Source organism: Nonomuraea basaltis (assembly GCF_005893125.1).
In the GTDB taxonomy this organism is placed as follows: Bacteria; Actinomycetota; Actinomycetes; order Streptosporangiales; family Streptosporangiaceae; genus Nonomuraea; species Nonomuraea basaltis.
The window spans coordinates 67,816-88,472 of record NZ_VCJS01000030.1; the positions used below are offsets into that span (position 1 = coordinate 67,816).

General features: G+C 68.9%; 26 protein-coding genes and 1 pseudogene. 9 read left to right on the top strand and 18 right to left on the bottom strand.

What is annotated here, in order from left to right:
• Positions 1–33: 33 nt before the first annotated feature.
• The 4 genes from EJK15_RS16805 to EJK15_RS16820 all read left to right on the top strand — a co-directional run bounded on the left by EJK15_RS16805 (position 34) and on the right by EJK15_RS16820 (position 4,898).
• Entirely contained in the window at positions 34–1,236 is a 1,203-nt protein-coding gene (locus EJK15_RS16805; protein WP_138711360.1) for a homogentisate 1,2-dioxygenase, read from the top strand.
• A complete protein-coding gene (locus EJK15_RS16810) occupies positions 1,206–2,105 on the top strand; it encodes a hypothetical protein (RefSeq protein WP_138711361.1) in 900 nt (299 codons plus the stop codon). The genes EJK15_RS16805 and EJK15_RS16810 overlap by 31 nt, the downstream gene beginning before the upstream one ends.
• The gene (fahA, locus tag EJK15_RS16815; protein WP_138711362.1) at positions 2,102–3,331 is read left to right on the top strand and encodes a fumarylacetoacetase; all 1,230 of its coding nucleotides are present in this window, start codon (positions 2,102–2,104) and stop codon (positions 3,329–3,331) included. The genes EJK15_RS16810 and fahA overlap by 4 nt, the downstream gene beginning before the upstream one ends.
• A 118-nt stretch (positions 3,332–3,449) precedes the next feature.
• Entirely contained in the window at positions 3,450–4,898 is a 1,449-nt protein-coding gene (locus EJK15_RS16820; RefSeq protein WP_240777021.1) for an aldehyde dehydrogenase family protein, read from the top strand.
• Positions 4,899–5,171: 273 nt separating this feature from the next.
• On the opposite strand, the gene EJK15_RS77570 is transcribed toward EJK15_RS16820, so the two are convergent.
• Positions 5,172–5,306 carry a hypothetical protein gene (locus EJK15_RS77570; protein ID WP_420847059.1) on the bottom strand — a complete coding sequence of 45 codons (135 nt, stop codon included), beginning with the start codon at positions 5,304–5,306 and terminating at the stop codon, positions 5,172–5,174.
• Positions 5,307–5,309: 3 nt separating this feature from the next.
• Between EJK15_RS77570 and EJK15_RS16825 the strand changes: the two genes are divergently transcribed.
• On the top strand, positions 5,310–5,513 hold the full coding sequence (locus EJK15_RS16825) for a hypothetical protein (RefSeq protein ID WP_138711363.1): 204 nt from the start codon (positions 5,310–5,312) through the stop codon (positions 5,511–5,513).
• Between the two features lie 93 nt (positions 5,514–5,606).
• Here the strand turns inward: EJK15_RS16825 and EJK15_RS16830 are convergent, their stop codons facing one another.
• The 13 genes and pseudogenes from EJK15_RS16830 to EJK15_RS16890 form a co-directional block, all read right to left on the bottom strand.
• Entirely contained in the window at positions 5,607–6,581 is a 975-nt protein-coding gene (locus tag EJK15_RS16830) for a helix-turn-helix domain-containing protein (protein ID WP_138711364.1), read from the bottom strand.
• Positions 6,582–6,632: 51 nt separating this feature from the next.
• On the bottom strand, positions 6,633–7,352 hold the full coding sequence (locus EJK15_RS16835) for an SDR family NAD(P)-dependent oxidoreductase (RefSeq protein ID WP_138711365.1): 720 nt from the start codon (positions 7,350–7,352) through the stop codon (positions 6,633–6,635).
• On the bottom strand, positions 7,349–8,386 hold the full coding sequence (locus EJK15_RS16840; RefSeq protein WP_138711366.1) for a 2,3-butanediol dehydrogenase: 1,038 nt from the start codon (positions 8,384–8,386) through the stop codon (positions 7,349–7,351). Before EJK15_RS16840 ends, EJK15_RS16835 begins: the two co-directional genes overlap by 4 nt.
• Positions 8,383–9,636 carry an MFS transporter gene (locus EJK15_RS16845; RefSeq protein WP_138711367.1) on the bottom strand — a complete coding sequence of 418 codons (1,254 nt, stop codon included), beginning with the start codon at positions 9,634–9,636 and terminating at the stop codon, positions 8,383–8,385. Before EJK15_RS16845 ends, EJK15_RS16840 begins: the two co-directional genes overlap by 4 nt.
• Positions 9,637–9,669: 33 nt before the next feature.
• Positions 9,670–10,203, bottom strand: coding sequence for a 2,4'-dihydroxyacetophenone dioxygenase family protein (locus EJK15_RS16850; protein ID WP_138711368.1), 534 nt, complete (start codon positions 10,201–10,203; stop codon positions 9,670–9,672).
• A gap of 384 nt (positions 10,204–10,587) precedes the next feature.
• Entirely contained in the window at positions 10,588–11,814 is a 1,227-nt protein-coding gene (locus EJK15_RS16855; RefSeq protein WP_138711369.1) for an ABC transporter permease, read from the bottom strand.
• A 1-nt stretch (position 11,815) separates the two neighbouring features.
• Positions 11,816–12,466, bottom strand: a complete 651-nt coding sequence (locus tag EJK15_RS16860) for an ABC transporter ATP-binding protein (RefSeq protein ID WP_138711391.1) — start codon at positions 12,464–12,466, stop codon at positions 11,816–11,818.
• Positions 12,467–12,516: 50 nt separating this feature from the next.
• Positions 12,517–13,569: a peptidoglycan-binding protein gene (locus EJK15_RS16865; RefSeq protein ID WP_138711370.1), complete on the bottom strand. Its 1,053-nt coding sequence runs from the start codon at positions 13,567–13,569 to the stop codon at positions 12,517–12,519.
• The gene (locus EJK15_RS16870; protein WP_138711371.1) at positions 13,569–14,018 is read right to left on the bottom strand and encodes a hypothetical protein; all 450 of its coding nucleotides are present in this window, start codon (positions 14,016–14,018) and stop codon (positions 13,569–13,571) included. The genes EJK15_RS16865 and EJK15_RS16870 overlap by 1 nt, the downstream gene beginning before the upstream one ends.
• Before the next feature lie 169 nt (positions 14,019–14,187).
• The gene (locus EJK15_RS16875; RefSeq protein WP_206060908.1) at positions 14,188–15,408 is read right to left on the bottom strand and encodes a sensor histidine kinase; all 1,221 of its coding nucleotides are present in this window, start codon (positions 15,406–15,408) and stop codon (positions 14,188–14,190) included.
• A 20-nt stretch (positions 15,409–15,428) separates the two neighbouring features.
• Positions 15,429–16,082, bottom strand: a complete 654-nt coding sequence (locus tag EJK15_RS16880) for a response regulator transcription factor (RefSeq protein ID WP_138711372.1) — start codon at positions 16,080–16,082, stop codon at positions 15,429–15,431.
• Positions 16,083–16,263: 181 nt separating this feature from the next.
• Positions 16,264–16,462, bottom strand: a pseudogene (locus EJK15_RS16885) (IS5/IS1182 family transposase); the annotation flags it as partial.
• A gap of 108 nt (positions 16,463–16,570) precedes the next feature.
• Entirely contained in the window at positions 16,571–16,858 is a 288-nt protein-coding gene (locus EJK15_RS16890; protein WP_138711373.1) for a hypothetical protein, read from the bottom strand.
• An 84-nt stretch (positions 16,859–16,942) separates the two neighbouring features.
• Here EJK15_RS16890 and EJK15_RS16895 point away from each other — a divergent pair, with 84 nt between their 5' ends.
• A complete protein-coding gene (locus EJK15_RS16895; protein ID WP_138711374.1) occupies positions 16,943–17,146 on the top strand; it encodes a hypothetical protein in 204 nt (67 codons plus the stop codon).
• Complete coding sequence (locus EJK15_RS16900; protein WP_206060909.1) at positions 17,130–17,285, top strand: hypothetical protein; 156 nt, start codon at positions 17,130–17,132, stop codon at positions 17,283–17,285. The genes EJK15_RS16895 and EJK15_RS16900 overlap by 17 nt, the downstream gene beginning before the upstream one ends.
• Here EJK15_RS16900 and EJK15_RS72785 read toward each other — a convergent pair.
• A complete protein-coding gene (locus EJK15_RS72785; protein WP_206060910.1) occupies positions 17,275–17,457 on the bottom strand; it encodes a hypothetical protein in 183 nt (60 codons plus the stop codon). The two genes, EJK15_RS16900 and EJK15_RS72785, sit on opposite strands and share 11 nt — an antisense overlap.
• 113 nt (positions 17,458–17,570) lie before the next feature.
• On the opposite strand from EJK15_RS72785, the gene EJK15_RS16905 reads away from it, so the two are divergent.
• Entirely contained in the window at positions 17,571–18,452 is an 882-nt protein-coding gene (locus tag EJK15_RS16905; protein WP_138711375.1) for an MBL fold metallo-hydrolase, read from the top strand.
• Between the two features lie 29 nt (positions 18,453–18,481).
• Here EJK15_RS16905 and EJK15_RS77575 read toward each other — a convergent pair whose 3' ends face one another.
• Together EJK15_RS77575 and EJK15_RS16915 are read right to left on the bottom strand one after the other, a co-directional pair.
• Entirely contained in the window at positions 18,482–18,919 is a 438-nt protein-coding gene (locus EJK15_RS77575) for an MmyB family transcriptional regulator (protein ID WP_171074350.1), read from the bottom strand.
• An 84-nt stretch (positions 18,920–19,003) separates the two neighbouring features.
• Positions 19,004–19,348, bottom strand: coding sequence for a hypothetical protein (locus tag EJK15_RS16915; RefSeq protein ID WP_138711377.1), 345 nt, complete (start codon positions 19,346–19,348; stop codon positions 19,004–19,006).
• A 63-nt stretch (positions 19,349–19,411) separates the two neighbouring features.
• On the opposite strand from EJK15_RS16915, the gene EJK15_RS77580 reads away from it, so the two are divergent.
• On the top strand, positions 19,412–19,540 hold the full coding sequence (locus EJK15_RS77580; RefSeq protein WP_420847060.1) for a hypothetical protein: 129 nt from the start codon (positions 19,412–19,414) through the stop codon (positions 19,538–19,540).
• Positions 19,541–19,565: 25 nt separating this feature from the next.
• On the opposite strand, the gene EJK15_RS16920 is transcribed toward EJK15_RS77580, so the two are convergent.
• Positions 19,566–20,252, bottom strand: a complete 687-nt coding sequence (locus tag EJK15_RS16920) for a hypothetical protein (protein ID WP_206060911.1) — start codon at positions 20,250–20,252, stop codon at positions 19,566–19,568.
• Positions 20,253–20,657 lie beyond the last annotated feature (405 nt).

A 20,657-nucleotide genomic window follows, 5' to 3' on the forward strand; every position in this document is an offset into this window, starting at 1 on the left:
CCCACCTTTCGAACGACCCGGAGGCACTACGCCATGGCCCACTACCAGCGTGTCGGCAACGTTCCGGCCAAGCGCCACACGCAGCACCGAGACGGAAGGGGGCGGCTCTACTACGAGGAGCTGATGGGAGAGGAGGGGTTCTCCTCGGACTCGTCGCTCCTCTACCACGTTGCGATTCCCTCCGCGATCGTCGATGCCCGAACATGGGAGCTTCCCGACCCCGGTACCGTCGCCAACCATCCCCTGAAGCCCCGCCACCTGAAGCTGCACGACCTCTTTCCGGGTGAAGAGTGGAAGTCCACGGACGCTGTGACCGGGCGGCGCCTGGTCCTCGGCAATGCCGACGTCCGGATCGCGTACGCGGCGGCCGGGGAGACCTCACCCCTCTACCGGAACGCGACGGGTGACGAGTGCGTGTACGTCGAGTCCGGGGCCGGAGTCGTCGAGACCGTCTTCGGAGATCTCGAGGTCGGCACCGGCGACTACGTCGTGCTCCCACGCAGCACGACCCATCGTTGGCTTCCGACGGGCGACCAGCCGCTCCGGCTCTACTTCATCGAGGCGAACGGTCACATCACACCTCCCAAGAGGTACCTCTCGCGCTACGGGCAGTTCCTCGAACACGCGCCGTACTGCGAGCGCGACCTGCGACTTCCGAGCGCTGCGCAGGTGGTCGAAGGCCACGATGTCGAGATCTACGTGAAGCACCGCGGAGCGGGGCCCGGTGGGCTGGCGGGCTCGGTCCATGTCGTCCCGCAGCATCCCTTCGACGTCGTCGGCTGGGATGGCTGCCTCTACCCCTACGCCTTCAACATTGCCGACTTCGAGCCGATCACCGGCCGCGTGCACCAGCCGCCTCCTGTCCACCAGGTGTTCGAGGGGCCCAACTTCGTGGTCTGCAACTTCGTGCCGCGCAAGGTCGACTACCACCCACTCGCGGTCCCCGTGCCGTACTACCACTCGAACGTCGACAGCGACGAGGTGATGTTCTACGTCGGGGGTGACTACGAGGCACGTGCCGGCTCCGGCATCGACGTCGGATCGATCTCCCTCCATCCCGGAGGACATGCCCACGGCCCCCAGCCGGGCGCGGTCGAGGCATCACTCGGGGCGGAGTTCTTCGACGAGCTCGCCGTCATGGTGGACACCTTCCGTCCGCTCGAGCTGGGCGAAGCAGGCCGCGCTTCGGACGACGGGCTCTACGCGTGGAGCTGGTCGGGTCGGGGGCCGAAGTGAACCGGGTCCCGCAACAGATCCAGGCGACCGGTGTACTCTTCGACGGGCTCCTCGACGATGCCGCGATCTTCCCGCCGGGCAGGGCACCGCTGCCTGAGGCCGTGGTCGACCACCTAGCACGAAGACTTTCCCCGATCGGCCGCTATGTCGGACCCTTCGTGTGCGCCGGCCCGCGGTGGTCGGAGCTGATGAGGGTGTTGTCCGACCGTGCGGTCGGCGAACTCCCGCTGGACGTCGCGCTCACCGTGCCCGCAGGGCTGCCCGAGCTCGCTCCCAGCCTGGCCGCGGTCGCCCTCGAAGGGCGGGCGACCGTCGTCTCGGTTGAGCTGCCCCTCATGACGCCGTCGCCCCGAGAGCTCTTCGACGTGCGCTCGCTCCTACCGGAGGGGGTCACCGCCTACGTCGAGCTTGGGACGCACACGGTCGATGAGGACCTCATCGCAGGACTAGCCGCGGCGGGTCTTCGGCTCAAGGTCCGCACGGGTGGCCTGGCCGCGGCCGACTTCCCCAGCGAGGAGCAACTTGCCCGATTCATCGATCACGCCGTGACTCACGGGGTCCCGTTCAAGCTCACCGCCGGGCTGCACCGTGCGGTGCGACACACCGATCCCGCCACCGGGTTCGAACACCACGGTTTCCTCAACGTACTGCTGGCCACGGCGGCCAGCCTTGGCGGGGCCGACCGTGCACGCGTGCGCGGCTTGCTTGCCGAGCGTGACGCCACGCGCGTCGGCACTGCGGTTTCGGACCTCTCAACAGAACTCGCCGCGGCCGTGCGCGGGCACTTCTGCTCCTTCGGCACCTGCAGCATCGAGGAACCCATGGCTGACCTTGTCGACCTGCGGCTTGTGGGGGCGATCGCCGAATGACCGCCGAAGCGGCGCCGCTTCCGGCGGAATGGATCGCTCTCTCCGAGGGGGATCCCTTCGGGCTGCAGACACTTCCCTACGGAGTCTTCGACGCCGGTGACGGGAGCCGAGTCGGCGTACGTGTGGGCGACCGGGTCCTCGACCTCGGTGCCGCGTACCGGGTGCTCGGCAGCCCCGACGAGCGCCTCTTCGCCGACGGCTCGCTCGACCTCCTGCTCGGAGCCGGCGTGGCGGCCTGGACCCGTGTCCGCGCCGACCTCCAGGCCTGGCTGAGCCGCACGGACCACCGCAACGTGCTCGAGCCGTTGTTGCTTCCGTTGGAGTCGGTCGTCATGCAGCTTCCGTTCACGGTCGCCGACTACGTCGACTTCTATGCGTCGGAGCACCACGCCACCAATCTCGGCCGCATGTTCCGGCCCGACCAGGAACCCTTGACGCCGAACTGGAAGCACCTGCCGATCGGCTACCACGGCAGAGCCGGCACCGTGGTCGTCTCCGGCGAACCGGTGCTCCGCCCTCGCGGACAGTTGCGCAGGGCCGATGGTCAGATCGTCGTCGAGCTCTCGGCACGCCTCGACATCGAGGCAGAGATCGGCTTCGTGGTGGGTACGCCGACGGCCCGCGGGCAGGCGGTGCCGCTCGAGGCGTTCACGGAACACGTATTCGGGATCTGCCTCGTCAACGACTGGTCCGCGCGCGACATCCAAGCGTGGGAGTACGTGCCCCTCGGTCCGTTCCTGGGAAAGTCGTTCCACACATCGATCTCGCCGTGGATCGTGCCGCTGGCGGCCTTGGACACGGCGAGGGTCGCCCCGCCTGCGCGAGACCCGCGGCCGGCGGAGTACCTGGACGACAGCAGCGGCTCTCCGTGGGGACTCGACGTCCGCCTCGACGTGGCCTTGAACGGGCACGTGATCTCGCGCCCACCGTTCGCGTCGATGTACTGGACAGGGGCGCAGATGCTGGCGCACATGACGATCAACGGAGCGTCCCTGCGGACGGGTGACCTGTTCGCCTCGGGCACCGTGAGCGGGCCGCTACCGGAACAGCGCGGCTCGCTGATCGAGCTCACGTGGGCGGGAAGCGAGCCACTCACGCTTCCCGACGGCAGCGTCCGGACCTTCCTCGAGAACGAGGACGAGGTGGTCATCACGGCTACGGCGCCCGGCCCCGGCGGCACCGTCGTCGGCCTGGGCGAGGTACGCGGCCGGATCACCGCCGGCTGACACCGGGTAGCCCGACGCGTTGCGGCCATTGCCAACAGGTCGGCACGCAGATCCAAGCCCCCACGTTCGCCGCCTACCGATACTGGGCCGGACATCAAGTTGTGGGCGACAGGAGAGCATGATGACCGCGAAGCTGTTCATCGAAGGTGAGTGGGTGTTTGCGTCGGGCGGGTCCTTCGAGACTTTGGATCCCGCCACCGGCGAGACGATTACGGAAGTAGGAGTCGCCTCGCGAGGCGACGTCGACGCGGCCGTGGCGGCCGCGCGCGCCGCGCTGGGGGGAGCCGATTGGACCGGGCTCCTTCCGGTGCAGCGTGCAGCGCTACTCTTTCGTCTCGCCGCCCTGATCGAGGAGAACGCCGAGGAACTGGCCCAGCTGGAGACGCGGGACCAGGGCCAGCCGATCGGCATCTCCCGAGCGGTCTCCGTCGCCGGCGCCGCGGAACACTTCCGCTACTACGCCGGGTGGGTGACCAAGGTGCAGGGGACCGTGAACCCGGTTTCCTTCCCGGAGACCCTGCACTACACCAAGCGCGAGCCCATCGGAGTCAACGCGCTCGTCACGCCCTGGAACTTCCCGCTGATGATCCTGGCCTGGAAACTGGCTCCGGCCCTCGCCACCGGGAACACCGTGGTGATCAAACCCAGCGAAGTGACGCCGCTGACCAGCCTGCGACTTGTCCAGCTCTGCGCCGAGGCGGGCTTCCCCCCGGGCGTGGTCAACATCGTCACCGGCGACGGGTCGGTGGGCGAACTGCTGAGCCGGCACCCCGACGTCGACCACCTGTCCTACACCGGCTCGACAGCGGTCGGCCGGCGGATCACGATCGCCAGCGCGGAATCCAATCTCAAGCGGCTCACGCTCGAGCTCGGCGGAAAAGCGCCGAGCATCATCGCGCGCGACGCGAACATCGACGCGGCTGTCGGGGGGAACTTGCTCGGCGGGACGCTGAACACGGGACAGGTGTGTGCGGCGTACACCCGGTTCTACGTGGACAAGGCACGTGAGGCGGAGTTCGTCGACAAGCTCGCCGCGGGCATGGGTTCCCTGCGCCTCGGACCTGGGGCCGACGAGTCCACGGCTCTTGGGCCACTCGTCTCCAGTCGGCACCGCGACCACGTCGATCGTCTCGTGCGCACAGGCGTGGAGGAGGGTGCTGAGCTGGTCACCGGGGGGAGCCCGGTCGACGGTGACGGTTACTTCTTCGAGCCGACGCTGTTTTCCGGAGTGAACGACGAGATGACGATCATGCGCGAGGAGATCTTCGGCCCGGTGCTCGCGATCACGACGTACGACGGTGACGCCGAACTCGACCACCTGCTCGCCCGCGCGAACGACACTGAATATGGCCTTGCCGCGACGATCTGGACGAAGGATCTCGCGACGTCGCAGCGGCTCGCCAACGGCATCAAGGCCGGCGCCGTCTTCGTTAACATGCCGCCAATCCCGGACATGGCTGCACCGTGGGGCGGTTACAAGGCCTCGGGATGGGGCCGAGAGATGGGTCCGTGGGCGATCGACGCGTACACCGAACTCAAGTCCGTCTGGCTGCACTACGGAGGTTGACGACGCCAGCTGGTGGGACGGAGGGTGACGGCAGCATGGCGATCCTCTCGGCCAGGCTCATCCGGCCCGGCTCTGCGTCTCGCGCACGAATCATGGTCGAGCCGGCGGGCCTCGATGTTGGCGAACCGGTGCTCCCGCTCAGCGTCATGGCCCGCCGATACCCTGCCTGGCACCCGCCCCGTGAGTTCAAGGGGTGAAAGCTGGGCTCAGGCGGCCGTTGACCCGGCAATGGTGCGGCCTCGCCACGCAGACTGGCGAGGCCGGAACCGGCCCTCAGCTCCCTACCGAGGATCGGGCGGCTTCAGATCGGATTGCCCATGCGTCGCCAGGGAGCACGTAACCATCCTGCTTTGCCACCTTGAGAGCCGCGTCGACCTGCTTCAGGTACCGCCTATGGGTGCCATACATGTCGTGAAGCTGGTCAGCGGAGAAGGCACGTGTGCTCCGACCAGGAAGCAGAGCCCGGCGCCGATGTTCCCGGCATGGTTGGCACTCGTCGGTGCGGTGAAGCTCGGCAGTGAGGCGTGGGACGACCCGGCGACCTCCCAGTGGCGCACGAACGAGGACCCGACCGTCTTGGCGGGAAACGTGGTGGACCACGCCTCCGAGAGTTGAGATGCTCGCGACCGGATGCCGGGACACGCCCCCGGCTCATGTGGGCGAACCTTGCCCGCACCACTCGCGCTACGGGAGGCGTGTCTCCTCCGTTTACGCGATCGGCTTCGTTGTCTCCCCGCGGGCCTCGCTCGGGGTGAGGCTGAACCTGGCGCGGAAGAGGCGGGCGAAGTGGGCCTGGCTGGAGAACCCCCACCGATGCGCGACGTCGGCGATCGTGGTCTGCCACGCCCCGGGCCCGGTGAGCTCCTGATGCGCCCGGACCAGGCGCCGCTCCATGATGTACCGCGCCGGCGACCTACCGGTCGACTCGAAGATCCGCGCCAGATGCCGTACCGAGATGCCCATGACCCCGGCCACCTGAGAGGCTCCGAGACAGGGGTCGTGCAGGTGGCGCTCGATGTAGTCCTCGGCCACGATGAGCTGCGACTGGTAGGCGTCGGGCCCCGTCCGCCCGCCCGTACGCTCCTCGGCGAGCTGCCTGAGCAAGTCGAGCACGGCACGTTCGGCGTCGCCGGGATCGTGCCTGTCACGCAGGGCAGCCAGCCCGCCGAGCAGGGAGCTCAGCGCGGCCACGAGCGCGCCCTCCCGCGCCGTGCCTCGCCCGAACAGCATCGGCCCGGGCAATCCGCCTCCTACGCACGTCCGCGCGAACAGGTCACGTGGCACGTCCACCAGGATCTGCCGCATGGAGGAGGAGAACCCGAACAGGTACGGCCGGCGCGTGTCGTAGACGACCAGTTCGCCCGCTGTGGCGGCGAGGCAGCCGTTCTCGTGCAGGAACACCGCCTCTCCCTTGACCAGCAGGTTCGCGAACACCGAGTCCTTGGGCGTCGATCTGACCGTCTGCGGGCTGCGCTCGATGGCGTGGGCGTTGCCGGCGATCTCGGCCAGGCGCAGCCCGCCCAGCTCGATGTTGGTCTGCCTGGCCAGCAGGCCCTGCTCGGAGTAGGAGGTGCAGGACAGGCCCACCAGCGCCTTGCGGTTGTAGTCCTCCCAGTAATGGATGCGCTCGGCAGGTTCGACGTGCTCGGTGGTAGCTCGGGAGATCACGGAGAGGGCGGACATGCGACCTCCTGGTGTGCGTGCATGTCAGGAGAACTCAGCTTAGGTGACGGGTCACACGGCGAGATAGCCTCCGTCCACGGGGACGACCGCGCCGGTGACGTACGAGGCCGCCGCCGAGCACAAGAACGCCACCACCGAGGCGACCTCGCCCGGCTGCCCGAGACGCCCGGCCGGGATGCGGGCCAGGACCTGGGCCGTGGCCTGGGGATCGTCGAGCACGCCCCGGGCCAGCGGGGTGATCACGAAGCCGGGCGCGACGGCGTTGACCCTGATGCCGTCGGCGGCGTACTCGGCCGCCAGCGACTTGGTGAGCTGGGAGACGCCGCCCTTGCTCGCGCTGTAGGCGGGCCGGTCCCGGCTACCCGAGAAGGCGAACATGGACGAGACGTTCACGATGGCGCCGCCATTCTCGGCCAGGGACGGGCGGGCGGCCTGGCAGGCGACCATGACAGCGGTGAGGTTGATCTCGATGACCCGCTGCCAGCGGGCGAGGTCGTACTCCTCGCGGTCGTGGCTGACGCCCGCGCAGTTCACCAACGCGTCCAGCGGCTCGCCCGCAGACAGCAGGCCGGTCAGCCCGGCACGATCCAGCACGTCGTGCTCCACCACGCGGACGCGCGGGTGGCCGGGCAGATCGGCGGGGTCGGCGGGCGGCAGGCCCAAGGCGGTCACGTCGGCGCCCAACTCGGCGAGGAGCACGGCCGTGGCCGCACCGATCCCCGAGGTGCCCCCGGTCACGAACGCCCGCCGCCCCGCGAACTCCCCGCTCACCACCGCTGCTCCCCAGGTCGTACCAGCACTTTAACCTGCTCCTGTCCGCGCAACAGCGCCTCGAATCCGTCACGTACGACGTGCTCCAGAGGGATGGTGGAGGTGATGATCCCGGCCAGGTCCACGCCCTCCTCGGCCACCATGCGGATCAGCTCCGGATAGACGTCGCGGTATCCCACGCTGGTCATGATCGTCTGCTCGTTGTTCACCAGGGCGAAGGCGTCCACACTGACCGTGCCGGTCAGACCGAGCAACATCACCCGCCCGCCTCGCCTGGTGGCGGCCAGGCAGGCACGCAGGGTGTCCTGTGAGCCGACCACCTCGAACGTGACGTCCGCCCCCTCGCCGCCGGCCAGGTCGGCGAGGTCCGCGCCGGTCTCGGCGGCTCCCAGGCGCAGAGCCATCTCGCGGCGAGCCGGGGACCGGTCGGCGGCGACGATGCGCCCGGCGCCGTACCGTGCGGCGAGCTGGGTGACGAGCAGCCCGATCGGGCCCAGGCCGAGAACGGCGACGCTCTCGCCGGGGCGGATCCCGGCCCGGCGCACCGCGTGCAGGGCGACGGCGGCCGGCTCGAACACCGCTGCCTGCTCCAAGGAGACCGGCTCGGGCAGCCGGTGCAGCATGTACGCGGGCACGGTGGCGCGCTCGGCCAGCCCGCCGTGCCCCATGAGCCCGGCAAACCCGAAGTGCCGGCAGATGTTGTACTCCCCTGCTAGACACCGTGGGCAGCGACCGCACCGGTAATGCGGCTCCACCGCCACCCGGTCCCCTGGGACGAGGCCGGTGACACCGCTGCCGATCTCGGTGACGGTGCCGCAGAACTCGTGCCCCAGGATGAGCGGAGCGGCCACGCCGGACTCCGGGTGTGCCTCGCCCACGGGGACGGCGTGCGGCCCGTCGGCGTATTCATGAAGGTCGCTGCCGCAGATTCCGCAGTAGGCCACCTCGATCGTCACCTCGCCGGGGCCGGGTGGCGTCACCGGGACGTCCTCGACGCGGACGTCCTTGGCCCCGTACCAGAGCGCCGCCCTCATGCGGCCGCCCGGCGGCGCAGCACGGCGGGAGCCGTCTCCTTCAGCGCGAAGCACAGCGCCACCACGACCAGCGCGCCACCTGCGGCGATGAACATCGCGGCCTGCAGCCCCCACTGGTCGGACGCCCAGCCCGCGACCATCGGCCCGAGAAAGCCTCCGGCCAGCTCGCCCACACCCATGATCACGCCGAGCGCCGTGGCCAGCGCGCCGCGCGGCACCGTCTCGGCCGGGATCGTGGCCATGAACAGCGTGAAGCAGCCGAGCCCGGTGTAGGTGACCACCATGATCGCGCCGAGCAGCACGGGGCTCTCGACGTAGACCACGGCGAGCGGGCAGCACACCGCGAGTACCGTGAACCCGATCAGCGCCGGTTTGCGACCGATCCGGTCGGAGATGGCCGGGGTCGCGAATCCCCACAGCACCCACGCCACCCCCAGACAGGTCATGACGCCACTCATCGTGCCGGGACTGAAGCCCTTGACCGAGGTCAGATACGTCGGGGTGAAGGTGATGATGGTGACGAACCAGGTGAGGTAGCAGCAGGCGATGAGCATGCACACGACGATGTTGCGCAGCTTGAGCACCTCGCCCAGCGGCACCTTGACCGCTGCTGCCTTTTCCTGGGGCGCCGTGGCCGGCGTTCGCGGAGACCGCTCGCGCACGAACTTCCAGATGAGCGCGGCCATGACCAGCCCAGGGATGATCGTGACGTAGAAGGCGACGCGCCAGTCGTAGGTCTCCGCGATCCACACCACGACCAGCGGCGCCAGGATGCCGCCGAGCAGTCCTGCCGACGAGCCCTGCAGCAGGCCCATGTTGAGGCCCCGGCGGCTCTCCCGGGACGCCTCGACCATCAGAGACTGCGCCATCGGCAGCACCGCGCCCTCGGCCGTGCCCATCAGCGCCCGCGCCACGAGCAGCCCGGCGAATCCGCCCATGAGCCCGGACGAGGCGGAGAACAGCGAGAACAGCACCACGGTCACGATCAGAATCGGCTTGCGCCGGCCGAGCGCGTCGGACAGGCGGCCGGCGAACATGCCGGCCAGTGCCCAGGTGAGCGCGAGCACGCCGGACAGGGTTCCGAGTTCGGCGTTGGACAGGCCGAAGTCTTTGTTCATGTACGGCGCCAGGAACGACAGCGCCTGACGGTCGAAGAAGACGAACCCGAAGGACAGGAAGAGGATGACGAGCAGGCGGATCTCGTACCGGTCGGCCGCGCGGGCGTCCGGCGCTGCAGTGGTGTCAGTCATGACGGTCTCACTTCAAGGGGGGTGCGCCGCGGCTCAGCGGAACAGGGAGTTGACGTAGTCGGCGCCGATCCCGACCTTCTCGTAGTGCTCGCGGCACATCTTGATGTAGTCGTGCACGTCGAAGAAGCCGTCGGGGTCGCCGCGCTCGTCCAGCCAGATGAGCGGGCCCTTGACGATGAAGAACGTCTTCATCGGCTCGTCGCTGTCGTAGGCGATCAGTGTGTGCCCCTCGCCCGGGGCCTCGTAGACGAAGTCGCCCGCGGTCGCCGTCCAGGGCCGCTCCAGGTAGCCCCACTTGCCGGAGATCGTGTACGCGAACACCTCGTGCGGGTGGTAATGCCGGTTGACCAGGCCCGCCTCCTTGGCCCGCAGGATGTCGGCCCAGCTGTTGTCCTTGACGTTGATCCACAACGGTCGGGAGCCGACGGTCTCGGTGAACGGCACGTAGTAGCGGTCGTCGTCCGTGGCCACCTTGGACAGGTAGACCTCGGGCAGAGCGTCGGGGCGGAAGGAGTTCTCGATCGGCTTGAGATCCTTCCAGAACTCTCCGGTAGGCATGTCGGGCATGTGAATGGCCCCTTTCGTCGCTTGTTTCCCGGAAGTGAATCCTGGAGGGGCCAGTGCCGTCTTTCCCGTGGAAGACCTGGCCGCTTGCAGATTCCGGACATCCGCCGGCGGCGGGCACGATTAGGCTCGCGCCCGCCCGGCACGGTCGCGACGTTCGGGTAGGCCGGCATCGAGGTCCTTCACGCAGGCCAACGCGACTGCTGACCACCGGTGGTCAGCTGGTCGAGCTCCGGGCGCACCTCTCCCAGCCCTCGTGCCACGCGCAGCACGTGCGGTTCTCCACGCCGGATGCCGCGATCGTCATCCGGACACTGATCACCCGGCACGGTTCACATGGTTGCCTATTTCGGGGAGGCCCCGTGAGCCTCCCCGAAACAACGCCCGTCAGGTCGCCGCCAAGGCCTCCGTGGGTGCCAGGCGGGCCGCGCGGATCGCCGGGTACAGGCCCGCGATCGCACCGATCACCACCGTCGCGCCGACGCCGCCCGCGAGGACCCACAGCGGCACGACCGTGGGCCACTTCTGCGTCGTGGCGTACATTCCGGTCACCAGATAGCCGAGCAGCGCACCGAACGCGCCGCCGAGCAGCGACAGGAGCATCGACTCCGCGACGAACTGCGTACGGACCTGACCCTTTGTGGCGCCCTGCGATCTGCGCAGGCCGATCTCCGAGCGTCTTTCCAGCACCGAGATCACCATCGTGTTGGCGACGCCGATCCCGCCCACGAGCAGCGCGACCGCGCCCAACCCGAGCAGCAAAGCGGTAAATGTCGCGTTCGCGGCCCGGCGCGCGGCCAGCGCGTCGGACGGCTTCGACACCTGCACCTCGCCCGGCGCCGACGGGTTGGCCGTGGGCGCGAGCACCGCACGCACCGCCTCCACCTGCGACTCCACCGAACGCGTGTAGACCGTCGTCGGATGCCCGTCAAAGCCCAGGTACGCCGTGGCCGCCGGCCACCCCATGAGCACCGCCGAGTCGAGCTCCGGCGCGAGCAGCACCTTCTGCAACACCCCGACCACGACCCACCACCGGCCGCCGATGTAGACGGCGGGCACGTTCCCGAGCCGCTCGGCCGCCGTCGCGCCGAGCACCACCGCCGGATACCGGTCGGTCGCCGCGTTGAGCCAGGCACCGTGGTGGAGCGTGCCGCTGACCGTCTTGAGCAGGTCGAGCTTGGCCGCGAGCACGGACAGGCCGCCGGACTGCGCCGCCGGGATCCGGTCGTTGCGATAGGTGTAGGTGTCACTGAGCACGCCGGTCGCGGTGGCCGACTGCACTGGGCCGATCCGCTTGATCATCGCGACCGACTCGTCGGGCAGCGTGGCCTGCTTGCCGAGCATCGTGTTGCCGGGCGACACGGTCAGCATGTTGGTGCCGAGCTTCGCGAGTTCCTGGTCGAGGTCGGCGCGGCTGGAGGCGGAGATGCCGACCACCGCGGTCATCGCGGCGATGCCGATCGCGATGCCCAGCGCCGACAGCACGGCGCGCAGCGGACGCGAGCGCAGGCCGTATCCGCCGAGCCGGGCCAGGTCCGACGGGCGCAGCCGGGCAGGCCGCAGCGAGCCTTGGGTCCGATTGTGGGTGGTGGGCGAGGCGGTTGGAGCGGACATCTCAGACCACCTGCCCGTCGCGCATCGGCACCTGCCGCGGCAGGCTGTTCGCGATCTCGCGGTCGTGCGTGATGACCAGGATCGTCGTACCCGCCTCGTTCAGCTCGCGCAGCAGCTCCATCACCCCGGCGCCGGAGACCGAGTCGAGGTTTCCGGTCGGCTCGTCCGCAAGCAGCAGCGGCGGGTCGCCCGCGACCGCGCGGGCGACGGCCACCCGCTGGCGCTCGCCGCCGGAGAGCTGGTAGGGGCGGTGGCTGAGCCGGTCGCCCAGGCCGACCCGCACCAGCGCGGCCTCGGCGCGCCGCTCCCGTTCCCGCTTGCCGACGCCGGTGTAGAGCAGACCGTCGGCGACGTTGCCCAGCGCGTCCCGCCCCGGCGCGAGGTGGAACTGCTGGAAGACGAAGCCGATGCGCCGGGCGCGCAGCGCGGAGAGCTGCCGGTCGGACAGCGACGCCACGTTGTGCCCGTCGATTCGCACGGTGCCCTGCGACGGCCGGTCCAGCGTGCCGATCATGTTCAGCATCGTGGACTTGCCCGAGCCCGACGGCCCGACGATCGCCAGCAGCTCGCCGTAGTCGACGACCAGGTCGACCGAGCGCAGCGCGGTGACCCCGCCGGGGTAGGTCTTGGTGACACCGGCGAGCCCGATCACCGGATGGCCGACGACGGTGTCCGGGGCGGTCACGACGGTTTCGAGGGGATTCACGACGGCACCACCACCTTCATGCCGGCCTGCAGCCCGTTCCCGGTGATCTCCGCCTTGCCGTCGGCGAAGAGCCCGGTCTCCACAGCCACGATCCGCGTCGTGCTTCCGTCGGCGACCTGCACCCCGTACCCGCCCTCGGCGAGCGCGAGCAGCGCAGCCACCGGAACGGCCAGCACGTTCGGCCGCTTGCCGGCGGTGAAAGCGACGGTGACGGCAGCCGCGCCCATGCTCTTGACCGCCGAGGTGAAGCGGATCGTCACCTTGATCTTGGTGGTGTCCGCTTCGCCGTTGTCGCCCTGGCTCACGACCGTGGCAACCTTGATGATCTTTCCTGGGACGACCTTCCCGTCGGGAAGTGTGACCTGCACCGTGGCGCCCTGCTTGGCGAGCCGCCCCGAGCTCGTGTCCAGCGCGACCGTGGCCCGCGGCGAGGTGCCGGTGATCTTCTCCACGGCGGCGCCGGGCCCGACCACGGTCCCCACCTGCGTACTCAGTGAGGCCACGCGCACCGCGCCGGCGGTGTACACGATCTGGCTGGGATCCACCGTGCCGGTCTTGGTCAGATCGAGATCGTCCTGCCAGTCTTTGACCGTGGAAGCGGTCGCCCAGCTGTAGGTGCTGTCGACGGTGAAGCCGCGGTAGCCGAGCGCCCAGAGGTTCTGCTCGAACTGCTTGACATCGGCTCCCTTGACGCCCGTCGAGAGCGTGCGATAGGCGGGGAGCGCGCCATAGAGCAGGGTGACCGGGTTGTTGTCGAGGTGGAAGATCGCCTTGCCACGGGTGACCGTGGCGCCCTCCGCGGGCAGCCCGGTCACGGTGCCGTTGCCGCGCGACGAGATCGTCGTGGTGTCGCCGTGGCCGAGCGTGCCGTCGTGGTTCTCCCGGTCGATCAGCGTCTGCTTGGTGATGTCGGCGGTAGGCACCGGCGTGTTATCGGCGGGGTTGTTGCTGCCCTCCGCCTCCGGCAGGTTGAAGACCGTGATCACGGCGGCCACGGCGGCGATCGAGAGCACACCGGCGACCACACCCGCGGTGCGTCGTGCACCCATCAGGAGTTCCCACCGCTCTTCCGAGGCGGCAGGTATTTCTGGCACTCCTGCCTCGCCTTCTCGAAAGCCGGGTCGTCGGGCTCCACTCCGACAGTTTTGGGGTCGAAATGGGTGCCGCCGTTCGCGTCGGGGTCGGGATACTTCGAGAATCCGTGGTCCCGAATGCACTGCGCCATCTGCCGCAGCTTGTTGAGGTCCTCGTCGCTGATCGTGCCGTTCTGGTTCGCGCCGGGGGCGTACGCCTTGCACGCCTCCTCGGCCTTCTCGTACTTGCTCTGGTCGGTTCCGGGGGGGACGCTCACCTTCATCCCCCCGTCAGGCCCCGGGTCGGGGAACCAGGTGAGGCCCTGATCGCGCATGCACTGCGAGAATTTCAGCTCCGAGGCCTGGTCGCTTCCCGCCGCCGCGCTGGCGCTGGCCGTGGGCGCGCCGGAGTTGACGGTCGCCACCTTCGGGTCATTTTGACGGGTGCAACCCGCCGTTCCCACGGCAAGCAGCAAAACAACCGCGGCAAGAGTTCGGCGCATCGTCGTCTCCTTCGCCGGCGGCTTATTCGTATTCGTCGACATGCGTTATGTTCTACGCTTCGACCGGTCACACGACGGGCACAGAAAACGCTTAGCCGCTCTTACTCAGCTTTTCTTCAGCCGGGAAAAGCACCCTGATCGCGAGGCCGCCCTCCGGCCGGGCACCCACGGTCAGGTCCGCCGAGTGGGCAGCGGAAATCGACTGGACGATGGACAGCCCGAGGCCGTGATGACCGTCGTCGTCAGCCGTCCGATCGAGCCGCTGGAACGGGCTGAGCAGCTGGTCCACCATCTCCGGTGGGACGGGCGGCCCGGTGTTGGTCACCGACAGGAAGGAGCGCGCGCCCTCCGTGCCCGTCGCCACCTCTACCCGCCCGTCCGGGACGTTGTAACTGATCGCGTTGTCGACCAGGTTGGCCACCAGACGCTCGACGAGGGCGGGGTCGCCGGTGACCCGCGCGGGCCGGATCTCCGCCGCGACGGCCAGGTCTTGTTTTCTCACCTTCGGCTCGGCGGCCCGCAGCACGTCGCCGGTCAGCCCGGACAGGTCGACGCTCTCCAGGTGGTCCAGGCCGCGCTCGCTGGTCGCCAGGACGAGCAGCGATTCGAGGAGCCGGGCCTGCTGCTCACTGACGCCCATCAGTTCCTCGAACTGCGCCCGGAACGAGTCCACCGTCGCGTCCGGGTCGATGACGGCCTCCTCCAGCAGGGCGTGTTCCAGCGTCAGCGGCGTACGCAACTCGTGCGCGGCATTGGCGACGAACCGCTTGTGCGAGTCGAGCGCCGCCTCCAACCGGCCGAGCAGCCCGTCGATGGTGTCCGCGAGGTTCTTGAGCTCGTCGCGCGGCCCGGTGACGGCCAGCCGCTCGTGCACATTTCGCGCCGAGATGAGCTGGATGGTGTCGGTCATGGTGCGCAACGGCCGCAGCACCCGCCCGGCCACCAGCCAGCCGAGCGCGACCGCGATGACCGACATGATGGCGAGCGCCACACCCGACTGCACGAGCAGCTGATGCATGATCTCCGCTTGTCGCCGGAGGGCCTGCTCCTGGACCGCCTCGGTGATGCGCCGCGCCGCTTCGGGCAGCCGGGAGTCCGCCGGCAAGGTCTCCCCCAGGAAGATGCTGACGCTCTCCTGCCCGCCGAACGGCGTCGTGCTGAGCGTGGACATCGCGACGTTCGTCCCGCTGTGTGCGACCAGAAGATAGGTGATGGTCAGCAGAACGGCGCCGGAGAGCAGGAAGAGCACGCCGTACAGGAGGGTGAGCCGCAGCCGGACCCGCATGCCGGAGATCTGGGATGTCAGGCCCATGAGGATTCCCCTTTTCCAGCTCAGATCCGGTAGCCGGCCCGGGGAACGGTCTCGATGACGGGCGGCTCGCCGAGTTTCGACCGGAGGCGGTTCATGGTGGCCTTCACCGTCGTCGTGAACGGGTCGGTGGCCCCGTCCCACACCCGTTCCAGGAGTTCCTCGGCGGAGACCACCCGGCCCTGCGCGGCGAGCAGGTATTCGAGGACGGCCAGCTCCTTGGGGTTGAGCGCCAGCCGCGTCCCGGCCCGGGTGGCGACCCGCTGGGCCGGGTCCAGCGCCAGCTCACCGTGCACCAGGACGGGCGGCGCGGCGGGCTGAGAGCGCCGGCCGAGCGCGCGGATGCGGGCCACCAGCTCGGGATAGGCGAACGGCTTCGGCAGGTAGTCGTCCGCGCCGATGGTGAGGCCCTGCACCCGGTCGGCGATGGTGCCGGCCGCGGTCAGCATGAGCACCCGGGTGCGTCGCGGCTCCCGCATCAGCCGGCGGCACACCTCGTCGCCGGGCACGCCCGGCAGGTCCCGGTCGAGGACGACCACGTCGTAGTCGACCTCGACGGTGCGGTCGAGCGCCGCCGTCCCGTCGTACGCCACGTCGACCGCCATGCCCTCGCGCCGCAGAACCCGCGCCACCGAATCGGCGAGCCGGGCGTGATCCTCAACCACCAGGACCCTCATCCGCCTCTCTCCCGCCCCCGTGTCCGCCTCCGATCCGGAACGCCAGCGTACGGGTGAGACGGTCACATCGCTGTCACAGCGGCCCCGGCCAGGAGTGCCCTGGATGAAGGGGAAATGGGCGGGTTGTGACGATGCCGTTGGAGCCATCATGGGCGGGATCATCGTGGGCAGGGTGGTCGTCCAGCAAGGCCAGCCCGACCACGGCTTCGTGGTTGTCCTCGCCGCATGCTTCGGTCAACCGGGCCCGCGGTGAACAGCCCGGTGTCCGGCTCGACCGCCACGTGTCCTTTGAACCCGTCCTGACGGCGGTGGACGGTTTTGCGCACGTGCCGGGCCTGCGGATCAACGACGCTGATCACCCGGTGGGGAGCGACCCGGCGGCGGTACGGCAAGGCCGTCCGAAACTACAGCTCTACCCCCATCGGGCGCCTTCTTCGACCGGGTGCTTGGCATGCCCCTCCACGGGTTCGCCGAAGCCTTGCCGCGGTTCAGCCCTTGACGCCTATGCCCTTCGGGGAGACATACAGCCAGTACTTCTTGCTGAAGGTGGTGGTGCTGTTGTACCTGCACTTGTAGCCGGAGTACAGGGAGTTCTTCTTCCTCACTGCGGTCTTCCCCGCAGAGGCACAGGTCGAGTAATACGAGTACACGCCGTGGAGCCGCCACTCGGTCGCCGTTGCCGCGCTGGCCGTGCTCGCCATAACCCCGCCTGCCATTGTGGCGGCGAGCCCGACAGTCGCGACGCAAAGTCCTATGCCGCGGAACATATCACTCATCTCCCCAAGTCAGTTCTGTCTCAGATGAGCTCAAGCTAACCAAGCGCGGTATGCCGGGAGTATGTCGCGGCCATAGCGGCTTTCTTGCGGCGGTGGGACAGCCCGCACATCCGCTCCGACAACCCCGACGCCCGCGACCGAGTGCCGTGGTACGACTCCACCCCCGGCTTTGCCCCTTCCTGCCGAGGCCGCAAGATCCCGGTCGGCGCGATCGTGCGCGTTCTTGCCCGGCAACACGATCGTGTCCACCAGAGCGGCTACCAGGACGGATATGCCCTCACCGCTTGACCCGATCTACCTGCGCCTGCTCATCACCGCCGATCCGGTCGACGAGGCGACCGCAGATCAGGCTGTGCGCGTCACGCTCGCCGCCGCACACGCCGGGGTCCTGCGGCTGGCGCGCGATGGCGAGCCGGCTACCGGATGAGGACCCTGGGGCAGCAGTGCGCTGAGCTCTTCGCACGCCGTGTTGTCGCCGCCGGCCAGCACGACGGACAGCCGTTCGAGCCCGCCAGCAGGGTGTTGATCCCGATCTCGCCGTGCGAACTGTCATTGATGCGGACGTCGAGGATGGTGTCGGCCATGGTGCGGGCCGGCATGCTCCAACTCATCGTCGTGCTCACACAGACCGGGCCCCGCGAGCACAGCACGTTCAAAAGCCGGTGGTGGGGCGAGTCACCACCCGCGTGCAAGGCAGGGCAGGATCGCGGCCATGTCCCTCAGCGTCCCCCGCCTCCGGATCGGCTCGACCGAGATCATCGCCCTCGCCGATGGCGAGGGCCCATTCTTCTCCCCGCGCGCCGAGGCCTTCCCCGAAGCCACGGCCGCTCAGTGGGCCGAGGCCGACCGCTACGACCCGGGCGCGGTCGACGCCGAGGGCCGCTGGCGGCTCCAGTTCCGCGCGTACGCGATCCGCAGCGACAAGGGCCTCACCATCGTGGACGCCGGGATCGGTCCGGCGGACGGCCCGGCCGGCTCTTGGGCGCCCGTGCCCGGTGCGCTCCCCGAGTCGCTCGCCGCCGCGGGCATCGACCCGGCCGAGGTCGACACCGTGGTGCTCACGCATCTGCACACCGACCACGTCGGATGGGCGGTCGTGACCGAGGCGGCCGTCCCATCAGCGGGCGGCGCGGTGGACGGCAACGCTTCGACCAGCAGCGCGGTGGGCAGCGCGACCAGCGACCGCCGCCCCTACTTCCCGAACGCCGAATACCTGCTCCAGCGGGCCGAGTTCGACGCCCTCGACGCGCTCAACCCGCAGCTTCGCGAGACCCTCACCGACCCGCTCGCGGCGGCCGGTCGGCTCCGGCTCCTCGACGGGGACACGCCGCTGCGCGCCGGGCGCACGGTCGCCACGCCCGGTCACACGCCCGGGCACCAGAGCGTGCTGGTCGCCGAAGGGCGCGAGCTGGCGCTCGTCACCGGCGACCTCCTGGTGCACGCGCTCCAGCTGCTCCACCCCGAGCTCGCCTACTCGCACGAGATCGACCCTGAGGCAGCCAGGCACTCAAGAGAGCGCATGCTCGGCCGCGAACCCGCCACCACGCTGCACCTGGCGACACCGCACCTGACGGAGCCGTTCATCTCGGCGTGATCGCGGCCGTCCGAGCCGTTCGGCACGGGTCAGGCCGCGAGGGCATGCAGACGCTCCAATTTCTCGGTGGTCTCGTCGTCGACGGGACTGAAGACCGTGAGGCGGCAGCCGCCTCCGGACTGAAGCCACATCCAGTCTGCGTGCAGGAGCAGCACGCCGACCACCCGATTGCGGAAGATCTTGACGTCCTTGACCTTGTCGGCGACGTTGCGCCGACCCCAGATCTCGCCGAACGCCTGGCGGAGGCCGGGCAGGACGCGAAGCTCAGCTCCGAAGTTCAGCCCAACGGCCGGTTGAAGCTGAACGTCGACCGGCTCGGCGCGCTCGGCGAGAGCGCATCCCTGAAGCGGCTGCGCAAGACAACCTCGAAGATGTTCCCGAAGATCGACCTGCCGGACCAGCTGTCCGAGGTCGACTCCCGGACCGGATCCTGGACGCCTTCGTGCAGTTGCGCGACCTCGATGCACTGCACCGCGCAGGCGTGCTCACCGCCGAAGAGTTCACTGCTTAGAAACAGGAACTCCTCGCGCGCATCTGACCAGAACGGGCGGCTACTCCGACGGCAGCCACAGCGCCCCTGAGTCCGACCAGCCCACCCTGCTGAGCCGGCTCAAGGCGCTGCCCTGGCGCGAGGCGATCCTCAACGACCGCACCGACGAGCTGGGACACGGCCGCCGCGAGATCCGCCGCATGAAGATCTGCACCGTCCGCCCGGGACTGCCCTTCCCGCACGCCGCCCAGGCGATCCAGGTCAAACGCCGCCGCACCGACCACCGCACCGGCAGACCACCATCGTCACCGTCTACGCCGTCACCAGCCTCCCACCAGGGCGGATCACCCACGCCCAGCTCGCCGCACTGATCCGCGGCCACTGGAGCATCGAAGCGCTGCACCACATCCGCGACGTTACCTACCGCGAGGACGCCTCCCGCATCCGGACCGGCGCCGCACCCCGAATCATGGCCAGTCTCCGCAACCTGGCCATCGGTCTGGCCCGCCTGATCGGCTGGACCAACATCGCCGCTGCCACCGACCACTACCGCAGCCACCCCGCCGACGGCCTTCAGCTACTCGGTTTCACAACATGAGAACGCTTCTTTGGCCCTGCCGGGGCTAGCCACGTCTTTCCGCGAGCCGCTGATGAAAGGGAGCATAGTCGTGGTCGGGGAAGAGCTCCGGAAACACATCCAGCATCGCCTCCATGGCTTCCGCGGCCGCCAGGAAGTCGATGTCCCGTAGGGAAACGTCGGTGTAGAGGTGTTGCCAGCCGTAGACACCTTTGGTGACCAGCAGCGCATCGAGGTACTCGTCGTAACCCAGATTCAGCTTGAACGCGCCGTGCGGCCCGTCGAAATACCAGACCTCCGGTGACGACATCCCGGGAGAGATGCGTAGGCCAGCCAGGGTGCCGCCACCGCCGCGCGGGTGCTCGTCGAAGACGCGAAGTTCCGAGTAGACGCGGCGCTCCTCCTCCGGAGTGTCGTCAGTGGCGAGTTCGGCTCCGACCGTGAGCATGGCGGCACCGATATGGCGGATCGAGAACTCGCCCGTCAGGTACAGGCCGGGGCGCTCTATGGCCCAGTGGCTGGACAGTCCCTCGAAGCGAAGGAAGGTGCGATGCAAGGACGGATCCAGATGAACGCCTTCCTCGTCGGCGATAAGCTCGAAGGTCTCCGAGGCGTCCCCGATCATTTCCTCGATCGGCCCGCGCTCCCCGTAGAAGATCTTCACTTCGGAGCAGTTGGTCAGTTCGTCGAGCATGGCGAGATAGCGCGCTTCGTAGTCGAGCAACTCCGACATGAAACCTCCGGTCATCGCCGTTTCCTGGGAACATCCGCGACCAAGATCGCAGCATATAGTCGGCCCCCCATGGGGGCGAAACCCCTCAGTTGGACAATCAGCGATCATCGGGCGTCGCGTTGTTGCCTCCGCGCGGGTGTCTCGGCTCCGCGTTCCGGTCCCACTCACGCGTCTCACCAGCCGAGAACGCTTCGCCCCTGGGGTGCCAGCGGCCCTCACGTAGTGGCGTCCCGAGCAGTTACAGGCCGCTCTGGAGCGCCAGGCCCTCCGACGTCCCTGCTAGGGCACCTTTGGTGCCGTGATTCGAAGAGTTCTCCTGAGTCTTACCGTGGGTGAACGTCGGTGAAGGCGTGACCGCGTGAGCCGATGGCCACCTGGCCTTTGGTGACGGAGGGTGATGTGCTG